Annotated in this window: 12 protein-coding genes; 8 read left to right on the top strand and 4 right to left on the bottom strand. The window is 39.6% G+C overall.

Annotated features, from left to right (window positions below):
- Positions 1-39: 39 nt before the first annotated feature.
- The 3 genes from AAC026_RS00985 to AAC026_RS00995 are packed head-to-tail and all read left to right on the top strand — an operon-like array spanning position 40 to position 4,671.
- Positions 40-1,392 (top strand): PhoH family protein, encoded by a 1,353-nt coding sequence (locus tag AAC026_RS00985; RefSeq protein ID WP_339605994.1) that lies wholly within the window; start codon positions 40-42, stop codon positions 1,390-1,392.
- A 14-nt stretch (positions 1,393-1,406) separates the two neighbouring features.
- Positions 1,407-1,949, top strand: coding sequence for a hypothetical protein (locus AAC026_RS00990; RefSeq protein ID WP_339694231.1), 543 nt, complete (start codon positions 1,407-1,409; stop codon positions 1,947-1,949).
- Positions 1,950-1,983: 34 nt separating this feature from the next.
- Entirely contained in the window at positions 1,984-4,671 is a 2,688-nt protein-coding gene (locus AAC026_RS00995; RefSeq protein WP_339695307.1) for a DEAD/DEAH box helicase family protein, read from the top strand.
- A gap of 6 nt (positions 4,672-4,677) precedes the next feature.
- Here AAC026_RS00995 and purT read toward each other — a convergent pair whose 3' ends face one another.
- The 4 genes from purT to polX form a co-directional block, all read right to left on the bottom strand.
- Entirely contained in the window at positions 4,678-5,835 is a 1,158-nt protein-coding gene (gene purT, locus AAC026_RS01000) for a formate-dependent phosphoribosylglycinamide formyltransferase (RefSeq protein WP_339694234.1), read from the bottom strand.
- 113 nt (positions 5,836-5,948) lie between these two features.
- Positions 5,949-6,218: a hypothetical protein gene (locus AAC026_RS01005; protein ID WP_339694237.1), complete on the bottom strand. Its 270-nt coding sequence runs from the start codon at positions 6,216-6,218 to the stop codon at positions 5,949-5,951.
- Positions 6,215-7,231, bottom strand: coding sequence for a glycosyltransferase family 9 protein (locus tag AAC026_RS01010; protein ID WP_339694239.1), 1,017 nt, complete (start codon positions 7,229-7,231; stop codon positions 6,215-6,217). The genes AAC026_RS01005 and AAC026_RS01010 overlap by 4 nt, the downstream gene beginning before the upstream one ends.
- Positions 7,224-8,936: a DNA polymerase/3'-5' exonuclease PolX gene (gene polX, locus AAC026_RS01015; RefSeq protein WP_339694242.1), complete on the bottom strand. Its 1,713-nt coding sequence runs from the start codon at positions 8,934-8,936 to the stop codon at positions 7,224-7,226. Before polX ends, AAC026_RS01010 begins: the two co-directional genes overlap by 8 nt.
- 103 nt (positions 8,937-9,039) lie before the next feature.
- On the opposite strand from polX, the gene AAC026_RS01020 reads away from it, so the two are divergent.
- The 5 genes from AAC026_RS01020 to AAC026_RS01040 are packed head-to-tail and all read left to right on the top strand — an operon-like array spanning position 9,040 to position 13,509.
- Positions 9,040-9,447 carry an EVE domain-containing protein gene (locus AAC026_RS01020; protein WP_339694245.1) on the top strand — a complete coding sequence of 136 codons (408 nt, stop codon included), beginning with the start codon at positions 9,040-9,042 and terminating at the stop codon, positions 9,445-9,447.
- Positions 9,447-11,000 (top strand): hypothetical protein, encoded by a 1,554-nt coding sequence (locus AAC026_RS01025; RefSeq protein WP_339694248.1) that lies wholly within the window; start codon positions 9,447-9,449, stop codon positions 10,998-11,000. Before AAC026_RS01020 ends, AAC026_RS01025 begins: the two co-directional genes overlap by 1 nt.
- A 52-nt stretch (positions 11,001-11,052) precedes the next feature.
- The gene (gene pyrR / locus AAC026_RS01030; protein ID WP_062588433.1) at positions 11,053-11,601 is read left to right on the top strand and encodes a bifunctional pyr operon transcriptional regulator/uracil phosphoribosyltransferase PyrR; all 549 of its coding nucleotides are present in this window, start codon (positions 11,053-11,055) and stop codon (positions 11,599-11,601) included.
- Positions 11,601-12,533 (top strand): aspartate carbamoyltransferase catalytic subunit, encoded by a 933-nt coding sequence (locus AAC026_RS01035; RefSeq protein ID WP_339605986.1) that lies wholly within the window; start codon positions 11,601-11,603, stop codon positions 12,531-12,533. The genes pyrR and AAC026_RS01035 overlap by 1 nt, the downstream gene beginning before the upstream one ends.
- Before the next feature lie 4 nt (positions 12,534-12,537).
- Complete coding sequence (locus AAC026_RS01040) at positions 12,538-13,509, top strand: alpha/beta fold hydrolase (protein WP_339694251.1); 972 nt, start codon at positions 12,538-12,540, stop codon at positions 13,507-13,509.
- Positions 13,510-13,529: the final 20 nt, after the last annotated feature.

A 13,529-nucleotide genomic window follows, 5' to 3' on the forward strand; every position in this document is an offset into this window, starting at 1 on the left:
TTAAAACAACCTTTCTACTTAATTATTGATCAATTCGATATGGCAAGAGCTAAGACGCTGAGTGAGAAGAAAATTTTCGTACTTGATACTTCTGTAATACTTTTTGAACACATCTCCATCATGAATTTCGAAGAACACGATATTGGGATTCCCATTACCGTGTTGGAAGAATTGGATCAGTTCAAAAAAGGAAATGACACCAAAAACTTTGAAGCCCGTGAGTTTACTCGTTTACTCGATAAGCTGGCGCAGGATAAATCTTTGCAAGACTGGATTCCCCTTAACGGGAAAACCCGCGGTAGCCTGAAGGTAATAATGGAAGCTGGTTCGGGTAAAGGAGAACTGGATGCCAATGAGGTGTTTGGAGAAACTAAAAACGATCACCGAATTCTCAATGCCGCCCTTCGCATGCGCGATGAAAACAAAGGCAGAAAAGTGATTCTTGTTAGCAAGGATATTAACCTTAGGCTCAAAGCAAAATCGATGGGCTTGGCAGCCGAAGATTACGAGACTGGAAAGATCAAAAACGTTCAGTCGCTTAGAAAAGGAATGATTGAAATCGAAAAGGTAGATTCTGACTTAGTGAATCACCTTTATGAAGATGGCACCATTAGCCCTAAGGAAGTACTGAAAAGAAAGAAGGCACACCCTAATCAATACTTCATTTTAAAAAGTGATAAAAACTCGGTGCTTGCACGATATAATTCGCAGGAAGACTGTATTCATAAGGTAGATAAACGACCTGTTTCGGGCATTAAACCACGCAATGCAGAACAAACATTTGCTATTGATGCCATTATGAATCCTGATGTTAAACTAGTGACCATTCAGGGGGTAGCAGGAACAGGAAAAACCTTGCTGACTTTGGCGGGTGCTTTGGAGCAACGCAGAGAATACAAGCAAATTTACTTGGCCCGACCGATTGTGCCTTTGAGCAATAAAGACATTGGTTATTTGCCGGGCGATATTAAATCGAAGTTGAACCCTTATATGGAGCCACTTTGGGACAACCTCAAATTCATTCAGAACCAGTACAAAGAATCGGATAAGGAATTTAAAACCATTACCGATATGGTGGCCAAAGAAAAACTGATGATTACGCCTTTAGCTTATATCCGTGGAAGAAGTTTATCGAACATTTTCTTTATTGTAGACGAAGCCCAAAACCTAACGCCACATGAAATCAAAACGATTATAACCCGAGCAGGTGAAAATACCAAAATCGTATTTACAGGCGATATCTACCAAATTGATACGCCTTACTTAGACTCACAATCAAATGGACTTTCTTATTTGATTGATCGCGTAAAAGATCATCCATTGTACGCGCACATTACCCTTGAAAAAGGCGAGAGATCTGAGTTAGCGAATTTGGCGAATGAGATGTTGTAATTGAATCAGGCTTTATGTTGAGAACAATCAAGTTTATGGTTTTAGGTTTATTGTTCTTTTCATGCGGCAATAATTCGGTTGACGACATATCTGGACTTTGGGACTATACAGAAAAATCGATTCACGTGTTTGATACAATAGGTGGACGTGGGGATTTTGATACGATGCAAATTACGTACATTATTAAAACTGACTCGGGTAGGTTTGAGCATTTCTATACGTGGGATGAGGACACGTTGTTAAAAATCGAACCCTATAAATCCATTGAAATTTTGCAAATAGAATTTGACGACAAAACACATGGAATTGGTTCATTTTATGAGTTAGATACCACACAAGCACTAAAGGAAGAGCCAAGATATACCGCTAATTTCAACACTAATTTTAGTTTATATCAGACAGAAGGTAAGTCCTATTTGATTTTTGATTACGGCTTCTCGCAGTATGGAAGAGCGTTTGATACTGTGCCAGTAAAATCAGTTTCAAACGATATCCTAGTTTTTGATGGAGATACTTTGAAGAAGGTAAAGTATAACCAGTACTTGAATAAAAAATAAACAACTGTCCTACAAAAACCAAACTTCAAATCCTCTGAAAAATTTCCCCCCCAATACAAAATTCAAACACCCTTGGAGGGTTTATCAAAAGAGAGTTCTTGAGCAATTAGAAGAGCATCTGGACGATAATCATTTACACATAATAGCCCCTCCGGGTTCGGGTAAAACTATTCTAGGGCTTGAAATAGCCATTCGATTAAATAAACCAACCTTAATTTTGGCACCTACTTTGGCCATTAGAAATCAATGGATTCAAAGGTTTTGCGATTTGTTTTTAAATGTTCAGATAAAACCTAAATGGATTTCTAGAGATATCAAAAACCCTCTCTTTTTAACAGTGGTCACTTACCAGTCTTTGCATGCTGCATTTAATTCGGAAGAGGGAATTAAAGAATCCATAAGCGATATAAAACCTTCAGAAAGTGAGGTAATTTCTAAACTAAAAAATATAGGTGTTCGAACCATTGTTGTAGATGAAGCCCATCATTTGAAAAATGCATGGTGGGAATCTCTCATAAAAGTAAAAGATATACTAAACCCAACAATAGTTGGGTTGACAGCTACCCCGCCATATGATGTTTCATATCAGGAATGGGAACGATACTTGGACCTTAATGGCCCTGTTGACGCTGAAATATCAGTACCTGAGCTTGTGGTAGCGGGAAACTTGTGCCCCCATCAAGACTATGTCTTTCTCTCCTTTCCTGGTGCGGCTGAAGCAGAAAAGATATATAGGCATAGGAAGAATATTGAGGGAGTTTTTAACTACCTAAAAACAAATGAAGCACTGCCAAATGCTCTGAGTCGCCATCCACTTTTCACAAATCCAGAAATTCATCTAGAATGGATATACAGTAATATTGAATACTATGCAGCGCTACTCATTTATCTGAACACTAAAGGCCATTTTATTCCTGAGGGTCACCTAAAAATTATAGGAGCTAAAACATTTGAGCTTCCCGAGTTAAGCTATCAGTGGGCCGAAGAGCTTTTGAGATTCTATTTATATAGAGATTTTGAAATTGATAAGGACGTCCTTTTAAAGGAAAGTTTGACTAACAAATTAAGACAGGCGGGTATTTTAGAACGAACCAAAATAAGTTTAACAGATTCTGAAAAAACTAGTAAATACCTTACTTCAAGTATAAGTAAACTGAATAGTATAAAGAGCATTTTTAAATCAGAAAGTGACCATTTAGGGGCTGATCTAAGAATGGTGATTTTATGTGATTATATCCGTAAGGAATACTTAGTGAAGAGCCCCACCAATAATATGGAACTCAATAAAATCGGGGTCCTTCCTGTTTTTGAAATGATTCGAAGAGGTTTCGGCAGCGACCTAAAAATGGCTGTGCTAACTGGCTCATTAATTATTATTCCAAAATCGGCTTATGAGGCTTTCCAAGATAAAGCGGCAAAAGCAGGGGTCATCTCCGTTTATGCCACTACCCTGCCGTATGATGATCTGTATTTTCAAATTGAAGCTAGTCCTCAGCTAAAACATGAGCTTGTTCATATTATCACTCAAGTTTTTGAAGAAGGTTATGTAAATATTATTGTAGGCACAAAGTCTTTGCTTGGAGAAGGATGGGATGCTCCCTGTATTAACAGCCTAATCTTGGCAAGTTTTGTTGGATCCTATGTGCTCTCGAATCAAATGAGGGGCAGAGCCATAAGGTCGCATGAGACCAATAAAGAGAAAATTTCTAATATTTGGCATTTGGCCTGTGTAAACCCTTATGAAAAAGATGGTGGTGGTGATTTAAAGGTTTTATCAAGACGCTTTAAGAGTTTTGTTGGGGTAAACAATCAGGAGAATTTGTCTATTGAAAATGGGCTAAACCGCCTAGGTATTCCTAAAGATTTAACCGATAAAATGGAGATAGAGAAATTCAATAATATGACTTTATCAAAATCCATTCTTCGGGAAGATTTGAAAAACAAATGGCACACAGCGCTAGAGTCTGGTAACTTACTTATTGAAGAAATAAAAATACCCTTCGAAAGCAGAGATCAATCCTACCCTAGGGAAAAAAGAATGGTATACAACCGAACGATTAAATACCTTCTAGCAACTCTCGGTTCTGCTGTTGGAGGGTTCATAATCGAAACCTTAGATGCTTTTGGTCGCTTTTTTCGGAATTGGAGATCAAAGGAGGAAGTAATAATTTTCCTAATGATAGCTGGTGGAATAGGGGTTCTACTTTTTGGGAGAATGGCCATTATTTCCATGCGGTTGTATATTTCATACAGAGATATCTCAAAGGATATACATGGAATTGGAAATACACTTTTGGCTTCTCTGATTAACGAAGGAGTAATTAAATCCTCAACGGAGAAATTAAAAGTAGATACAAATCTTGATGAAGAAGGCTCTATTTTCTGTCACTTAATTGGTGGAACAACATTCGAAAAATCAGCCTTCATAAATGCCATGGAAGAAGTTGTTGGCCCAATTAACAACCCTCGTTATATCATTGTTCGAAAAAGCTTTTTTGTTCAGCTATTGTCTCAAAAGGATTATCATTCAGTTCCAGAGGTTATAGGAAGGAATAAAAGATCAGCAACCTTTTTTGCCAATAAGTGGAAAAGCTTGGTTGGGGACAATGCACTAATCTATACCCGAACAATAGATGGAAGGAAGCTAGTCTTAAAATCTCGTGTGGAATCTTTAGCTTCACAGTTTCAAGAAAAGGCAGAAAGAATTAATAAGTGGAGGTAAATAAATCTACCTCACCTTTATCGCCTTAGCAACCTGAGTAGCGCGTGCTCTTAGTTCATCTGTAGACACTTCTCCATAAGCCAAGGCTACTCCCATTCTGCGGAACGGACGGGTAACGGGTTTACCGAAAATTCTAAAGTCAGTATCAGGAAAACTTGCAGCTTCTTCTAAGCCAGAATATACAGGTTCGGTACCAGCAGACTCGGTTAAAATTACCGCACTGGCTCCGTTACGCTCTAATTTTATTTCAGGAATAGGCAAGCCCAAAACAGCCCTAGCATGTAATTCAAACTGATTAAAGTTTTGAGTTCCAGCTAAGGTTACCATGCCGGTATCGTGCGGTCTTGGGGAAAGTTCAGAGAAATAAACATCGTCTTTGGTAAGAAAGAATTCTACACCCCAAATTCCCGCTCCGCCTAAAGCCTTGGTCACTTTTTGAGCAATTTTTTGTGCGCGTTGAAGCTGCCCAGAAGATATAGCGGCTGGTTGCCAACTTTCCATGTAATCCCCTCTCTCTTGGCGGTGGCCAATGGGTGCACAAAAAAGTGTTTCGCCATTTTTTTGTGTTACGGTCAGTATCGTTATTTCTGATTCAAACTCGATAAATTCCTCCACAATCACTTTTCGAGTAGCCTCACCACGTGCTTTGCCTGCGGCTGACCAAGCCATTTCTATATCCGTAATGTCCTTGATCACCGATTGTCCTTTTCCAGAAGAGGACATCAATGGTTTTACCACACAAGGGAATCCTATTTTATTGACAGAGATAATCAGTTCGTCTAAGCTGGAGGCATACAGAAATTTTGGCGTACGTACTCTCAGTTCTGTAGCTGCTAAATCACGAATGGATTTGCGATTCATGGTGAAGTTGGCTGCTTTGGCACTAGGTACCACCTGCATACCTTGTTTCTCATAATCGTATAACCTCTCGGTGCGAATGGCTTCAATTTCTGGAACAATCAAATCTGGCTTATGCTTTGCAACAATGCGGTCCAGCTCCTCCCCGTCTAGCATATTAATTACCTCGCATTGATGTGCTACTTGCATGGCAGGGGCTTGATCGTAACTATCGACAGCGATAACATGCTGGCCTAACCTTTGACAAGCGATAACAAACTCTTTACCCAGCTCTCCGGAGCCTAAAAGAAGAATCCTTTTTTGCATAGTTTTGATTGGATTGACCTACAAATATAAAATTTATCCTATGAAATTAGTCGTTGTTTATAATTTGTTAACACTGGCTTATGCCAAAGGAATATATAGTGAGGAATTAAGTTTTAGACAGGGAGAATTGCATATACAATTAGGGCATAAACAGCATACAGCAATCCAAGGGCTTGGCTGATGTTTTTTTCACGCTTTGGAATGCCCATTTTTTTCACAATACTTACATTCATACCAATGGCAAAAAGAATGAGCCCTAATGAAATACCCATAGTTAAAGAATGATCTTCCGAAGTGATTTTATCCGTTCTCATCCCAACTTCCAAAACAAGGGATGCAAGAAAAAAGGCCAATGAGGTACGTTGAATATGGTGGTGTTTCATGGAATCCAGAAGTCAAAAATAATATCGTTCATGCACTTGAAATGTCCCTTCGGGCATTTATCAAAACCGATTTTAGAACAAGGCCTGCAATCCAGCTTCTTGTTTTCTAAAATGGTGAATTTTGTTTGGTAAGGATACATTCCAAACTCAGGAATGGTATTTCCCCAAATGGAAAAAATGTTTTTGTTGAAGGCCGCAGCAATGTGCATTAAGCCTGTATCGTGGGTGAACACATGGCTGGCACCTTTTAATATTGAAGCCGATTGATTGAGATTGAATTTTCCGCAAGCATTATAAATAATGGCCTTCTTGCCCATTTCCTCCAAAGGCGAAATCATATCTTCCTTGTCGTGTTTTCGGTTGAAGAAGTCTTCGAGCCTTTCTCCATTTTCTACGTCTTCCTTTCCGCCCAAAACCACAATCGGCTTGTTGATTTTATCGCAAAGCTCAATCATCCGATCGATGGGTAGTTTCTTGGTGTTGAGCTGGCCACCAATGGCAAAGGCAATGTATCCGTTGCGGTGGGTTTCTGGAAGCCAGTCTTTTTCTACTTCATCCTTTTCAGGAATAAAGTAATCAAGGCCGAGCATGTCTTTCTTCACCCCCAAAGGCTTTACCGTTTCAAAATAACGATCTACAATGTGCACATTCGGCAGTTTGTTCACTTTGAAATTGACGATCAGCCACTTTTCCCAATTCAGCTTATCGAATGCGTTACTCGGTTTGCCCAAACGGGTTTTTATAATGCGTGTGCGAAGGTTATTATGGAGGTCTACAATGTGGTCGAAGTTCTCTTTCTTCAGTTCGGCAATCAAAGGATTTAAGTCCTTTTCTAGCAAATGCACTTTATCAATGTAAGGGTTGGCTTCTAAAATCGAAGCGAAACTCACCTTTGTACAAAAGTGAATTTCAGCATCATCTAGCTGCGTTTTCAGTGCGCGCACAATAGGAGTGGTGAGCACGATATCGCCAATGGATGAAAACCGAAGTACAAGGATTTTTTGCTTAGCCATTCACTGCGATTTTTTGTTTGCGCTCCGCAAAGTATTTCCCGATTTCTTCAGCGCTTAAAGCATTAAATGTCATGTCGGCTGTAAGCCCACCTTTACGGCCAGCCAGCAGACCATAATACATATGTTGGTAGCCATCCATTTCATGCGCATCGGGGTTAATCGCCAGTTTTACGCCTTGTTCTAAAGCATAATGTACCCAGCGCCAGTCTAAATCCAGTCGCCACGGATTGGCATTGATTTCAATCACCACATTATGTTTTGCACAATGGTCAATTACCATTTTATGGTCAATCGGGTAACCTTCTCTTCTAAGCAATAAACGCCCGGTTGGGTGACCTAAAATGGTAGTGTATGGATTTTCAATGGCCGTTAAAAGTCGTTGTGTGGCCTTTTCAATATTCATGTTCAAAATTGAATGCACGGAAGCCACAATGAAATCAAAGCTCGCTAAAACATCATCGGTATAATCAAGTTGGCCATCATAAAGAATATCAGACTCAATGCCTTTGAAAATTTTAAAGGGCGCTAGCTTTTCGTTCAGCTGATCAATTTCTTCGTGCTGTTGAATTACCCGGTTTTCATAAAGTCCATTGGCATAAAAAGCTGATTTGCTGTGATCGCAAATACCGAGGTATTCATAGCCCAAATCTTTGCAATGTTGCGCCATTTGTTCAAGGCTGTGCTTTCCGTCACTGTAAGTGGAATGGTTGTGAAGAATGCCTTTCAGATCTTTCATTTCTACCAACTCAGGCAGTTTTCCGTTTTTAGCCGCTTCAATTTCGAAAGTACCCTCACGCATTTCAGGAACAATTTCGCCCAAACCAGCCGCAGCATAAATTTCTTTTTCTGAAGAGAATTCTTGTTGTCTTACAATGTCCTTTAAAGTCAGTTTGTCTTTTACTTCTAAGCTGAGGTGCAGATTACTCCCGGTTCTTAAAAACTGCTCTTTTACAAAGTCTTCCTTTTCGCAAAAAGAAAGTTGAATTGGAATTCTCAGTGCTTTATAATTTCCTCTCCAGGTAATTGGCCCTGATTCTTCAATGATTTGCTCAAAGTTTTCCGCATCATCCAAGGCATCTTCAATGGTTTCGATATCATCTGTGCCCACAATCAGATCAATAACTTCGATGACTTCCATTTTTCTTCGCAGCGCTCCAGTAACTTCAATTTTAATATCTGGAGCTATTTCGAGAATTTCTGCAATTACGATTTCCGCTAGCTTTTCGGCTTCGGCATAATGGAGTTTATGGGCGTTGGCCTCTTTAAATTCTAAGGCATTTATAATGGTCTGCTGTGTCTTTTCACCAAAACCTTTCAGCTTGGCCACTAAACCAGAATTGGCAGCTTCTTTCAGTTCATGACCACTTTCGATGCCCAATTCCTTCCAAAGCACTTTTATCTTTTTGGGGCCTATGCCCTTCATATCGAGTAACTCGACAATGCCTTCTGGGGTATTTTTGAGATATTCTTCTAAAGCAATAGAAACTCCCCTTTGGTTAATTTCATTAATATTGGTGGCAATGCTCTTTCCTACGCCATCAATTTTTTCGAGTTCAGCCAAAGATAAATTGCCCAACTCAATGTCGGTTTTATCAAGATTGAAGACCGCATTTTGGTAGCCCCTGATCTTAAAACTGTTTTCATCGTGCAGCTCCATAAGGGCAGCCTGAAGCTTTAATTGTTTAAGAATAGTCTTGTTGTCCAAAGCAGCAATTTTTAGTTCGAAATTATTTGAAAGAAAGGTTCACTTTTTTAATCATTGAACATTTCCTAAATTCCATCGAAAGCTAATTCAAAAATAAGTCTTTATGAACTATTGGTTGATCAAATCGGAACCGAATACCTACTCTTGGGACGATCTGGTGGCAAAAGGTACCGACCTTTGGGATGGTGTGAGAAACTATGCTGCCCGAAATAACATGAAAGCAATGAAAGTGGGCGATTTGGCTTTTTTCTACCATAGCGTAAAGGAAAAGGCGATTGTTGGAATCGCGGAGTGCGTAAAAGAGCATTACCCCGACCCAACTACCGATGATGACCGCTGGGTAGTTGTTGATTTTTCGCCCAAAGAAAAACTAAAGAAGCCAGTAACTTTAGAAGATGTAAAAGCAGACGATAGGCTTGAAAACATGGATTTACTACGCTTATCTCGTCTTTCAGTACAGTCCGTTAAAAAAGAAGAGTTTGACATCATTTTAGAAAAATCTCAATCCTAGTGCGTCAATTCCTATTCATATCGAGCCTATTTATCCTCTCTCAATTTGCACAAGCGCAAATTGAGAATCATAATAGATATGAGCTAGAATACGAATGGCGAGACGAAGATTATTTGTTAATTTCAAATGAAAAACTGGGGTTAACCTTGGTACAAGCGGACTACAGCGGGCTTAAAGAATATACCCTCTCCATCAAACAGTTAGATATTGATTTTAACCAAAAATGGGAAAGAGTTGTAATGATAAAAAGAGGGTTTGAGCTCTTGGGTTACCATTCTGTTCATGACAAAACTTACCTGATGCTTCAGGAGTTCCCAAGTAGGTTAAAAATAAAAATAATAAGTATAGACAATCGAACTGGAGATGTTGAAGAGTTTAACCCCAAGGAAGTTCTAGAGTTAGACATTCAAGAATTTGAGATTATCCAAAATACTGCGGTTATAGGGGGATACTTTGAAAGTAGGCCAGTCGTTTTCGCTCTTAATTTAGAGAATGATAAAATTCAAGCGCTTTCTAACGTTTATCAGAATGAGTCAAAGCTTATTGAAGTACGAATCAATAGCGACAGCCTAACTTTTAATGTACTCGCATCAAAATACAACAAGAATCGAGATCAAACCATTATGGTAAACACTTATGATTACTTGGGAAATTCGATTAGAGATTATGAGCTGGAGACAAAAAAAGACTACCACCTTACTTCGGCAATTTCTTCATCCATAAATGATATCTCACAGGTTATTGTAGGTATATATTCTTATAAAGCTACCAACAGCCCAGCGGGATTATTTGTAAATCATGTGGACAGGACTGGGCTTCAAACCATGAAATATTATGGCTTTGGCGAACTAGAACATTTCTTTTCCTACTTGGGAGAGAAAAAGTCCAAGAGGTATCGCGAAAAAGCAGAATCAGCTAAAAGCAAAGGCAGAGAGGTGCGCTATAGAGTTCAGCCATTGTTTTCTGAAATGATTGAAGATGAAGATCAACTTATCGTCTTTGGAGAATTTCTTCGGAGCTATAGTCATGATAGTAATAATATCGGATGGGCGGGGACAAACTATCCTACGGGGTTTAGAAACAGAAATGAAGATTTTAACGGATATAATGACACTCCTCACCAAAAGGAGTCATTCCAATTCACCCATGCATACACTTTAGTTTTAGATAAAAAAGGTAATATTCAATGGGACGATTGGGTTGAGGTTCCCCAAGAAGGAAAAGGGTCTCCCGAACCATTTGGAGGATTTATTTGGGATAAGGATAAAGGAATGTATGCCTATTACTTTGAAACCGAAGTATACGGTAAATTGATGAACAGTCAAGAAGACAATGAAGTAGTCGTTGACAACTTGGAATTAGGTGACCCACAAGACAAATTAAGATATGAGAATGAAAACAGCTCAGGAACCTTAAAATGGTATGATAATTACTTTATCGTTTATGGTGTTCAAAGCATTCATTCAGGAGAAAGTAATGGTGACTTGAGAAAGGTTTTTTTCATCAATAAAATATCGTTAAATCCGAACCAGAAAGGAAATGGCAGCGATTAATTGGCATGAATCGTTCCAGTAGCCAATCCTTTTAGTATCTTTGACACTTGAAATGCAACGCAGACTCCTTTTAGGACATCCACAACTGGCCATCACTATCGGCCGCCTCTGTCAGGAACTGATAGAAAACCACCAGAATTTTGATAATACCGTAATCTTAGGCCTTCAGCCTAGAGGCATTTTCTTTGCCGAGCGTATTAAGGAAAGACTTCTAGAAATTACTGGAACAGAAATCGAACTCGGTTACTTAGATTCTACATTTTATCGTGATGACTTCAGAAGAAGAGACTCTCCAAAACGCGCTAACGAAACCAAAATTGACTTTTTGATTGAGGGCAAAAAGGTAATTCTGATTGACGATGTGTTTTATACGGGTCGCTCTATCAGAGCTGCAATGGATGCCATGATTGCTTATGGTCGTCCGGCCAAAGTAGAGTTACTTGTTTTAGTAGAAAGAAAATACTCAAGGCATGTACCCATTAAGCCCGATTATGTAGGTAGACAGGTAAATACACTTGATTCGCACAAAGTTTTGGTGGAATGGAAAGGGCAAGGCGTTGATGACGACAACATTTGGTTAATGACTAACGAAGAAGAATAATGCAGGAACAGTTAAGTGTCAAACATCTTTTGGGAATCAAGGATTTAACGCCTGGAGATATTGAACTTATTTTTGAAACTGCCGATGAGTTTAAAGACGTCATCAACAGACCCATCAAAAAGGTGCCTTCCTTGCGCGATGTAACTGTCGCCAACGTATTCTTCGAAAACTCAACCCGTACAAAGCTGTCATTTGAATTGGCAGAAAAAAGGCTTTCAGCCGATATAGTAAACTTTTCTTCGAGCAATAGTTCAGTAAAAAAAGGAGAAACCCTGCTTGATACGGTAAACAATATTTTGTCTATGAAAGTAGACATGATTGTAATGCGACACGCCAGTCCTGGCGCACCGCATTTTCTTTCAAAACACATTAAAGCCAACATTGTAAACGCTGGCGATGGCACCCACGAACACCCTACTCAGGCTTTACTCGATACCTTCTCGATTCGACAGAGGCTAGGTGGTGTGGCTGGGAAAAAAGTAGCCATCATTGGAGATATTCTTCACTCGCGTGTGGCGCTTTCAAACATATTTGCCTTACAAAAATTGGGGGCCGAAGTAATGGTTTGTGGGCCAATAACGTTACTTCCAAAACACATTGCCTCGCTTGGGGTGAAGGTAGAATTGAACGTAAGAAAAGCACTAGAATGGTGCGATGTAGCCAACGTATTAAGAATCCAGCTGGAGCGCCAACAGATCAAGTATTTTCCTTCGCTTCGCGAATATTCGCTCTATTACGGCATCAATAAAAAGCTGCTAGATTCACTCAATAAAGAGATTGTAATCATGCACCCCGGGCCCATAAACCGCGGGGTAGAACTGAGCAGTGATGTGGCAGATTCCGATCATGCCATCATCTTAGATCAGGTAGAAAATGGTGTGGCTGTACGAATGGCCGTGTTGTACTTACTCGCTTCGCTCTCAAAAAATTAAAATCATGAAGAAGTTTTTCAAAATCATGATCATTGGCCTTTTGCTAGTGATTGCAGCATTCTATTTCTTAGTATTGCCTTACACGGTAAAACTGATTACGGATTATGACCGCTATACTTTTGATTATGTATTAAGCGACACCGCCATGATTACCAAGTTTGGTATCGGTGAAAATCGTGACCCTGCGGATTATGGCTACCCTAATTTTGAAGAAGTTGATTTTGAAACCTTGACCGATGGTATCAACCTAAACGGCTGGTATGTTCCTGCTTCAAAAGAAGGCATTACAAAAACTTTGATGATCAATCATGGGCGTACGTCTAACCGACTAAAGACAATGAAGTACTTGGCTCTAGTGAAAGAAACAGGGCTTGACTCACTTTACAATGTTTTCATTCCAGACCTAAGAAACTCCGGAAAATCAGATGATGCGGAAACAGCCTTGGGTTATGAATTTGCCGAAGACATTACGGGTGCTATGAAAATGCTGAAAGACAATTATGGGCAAAATGAGTTCGTACTTTGGGGCTTTTCAATGGGTGCAATGGCCAGTGCCATTACAGTCAACCGACCAGACTTAGTTGAATTCGCCCAAAATGAAGGCTTAAAAGTAGACAAGCTAATCCTCGATAGCCCTTTGAGTAATATTTATGCTACCACAAAGGTAGAAAGCGAAAACATGGGAATTCCGGGCTTCATCTTCGACATGTCGTTCAATAAGTTCGATCATGTAATTGACGACTGGGGAAGCAACATGAAGTTCTCTTATCTATTGAGTCATAACCCGTTACCAACCCTAGTCCTATATGGCAATGGCGATTCAACAACACCCGCTTCAATTTTGGAAGATGAAATCAAAGGACTCAGCAATGTACACGCTGAACTCTTTGAAGGTGCAGACCACGTGCAACTCTACACCAGGTCAGAGTACAAAGACCGATACACTCAAGCGGTGAATGATTTCTTGAGAAAGTAATTTTTCAGAAAGTTGAGGTG

The sequence above is a fragment of the uncultured Roseivirga sp. genome (assembly GCF_963973945.1).
GTDB lineage: Bacteria > Bacteroidota > Bacteroidia > Cytophagales > Cyclobacteriaceae > Roseivirga.

Bases quoted from the DNA above. Each gene is read 5' to 3' on its own strand.
- AAC026_RS00985 (WP_339605994.1), top strand. From the start codon at position 40: ATGGCAAGAGCTAAGACGCTGAGTGAGAAGAAAATTTTCGTACTTGAT.
- AAC026_RS00990 (WP_339694231.1), top strand. From the start codon at position 1,407: ATGTTGAGAACAATCAAGTTTATGGTTTTAGGTTTATTGTTCTTTTCA.
- purT (WP_339694234.1), bottom strand. From the start codon at position 5,835: ATGCAAAAAAGGATTCTTCTTTTAGGCTCCGGAGAGCTGGGTAAAGAG.
- AAC026_RS01005 (WP_339694237.1), bottom strand. From the start codon at position 6,218: ATGAAACACCACCATATTCAACGTACCTCATTGGCCTTTTTTCTTGCA.
- AAC026_RS01010 (WP_339694239.1), bottom strand. From the start codon at position 7,231: ATGGCTAAGCAAAAAATCCTTGTACTTCGGTTTTCATCCATTGGCGAT.
- AAC026_RS01020 (WP_339694245.1), top strand. From the start codon at position 9,040: ATGAACTATTGGTTGATCAAATCGGAACCGAATACCTACTCTTGGGAC.
- pyrR (WP_062588433.1), top strand. From the start codon at position 11,053: ATGCAACGCAGACTCCTTTTAGGACATCCACAACTGGCCATCACTATC.
- AAC026_RS01035 (WP_339605986.1), top strand. From the start codon at position 11,601: ATGCAGGAACAGTTAAGTGTCAAACATCTTTTGGGAATCAAGGATTTA.
- AAC026_RS01040 (WP_339694251.1), top strand. From the start codon at position 12,538: ATGAAGAAGTTTTTCAAAATCATGATCATTGGCCTTTTGCTAGTGATT.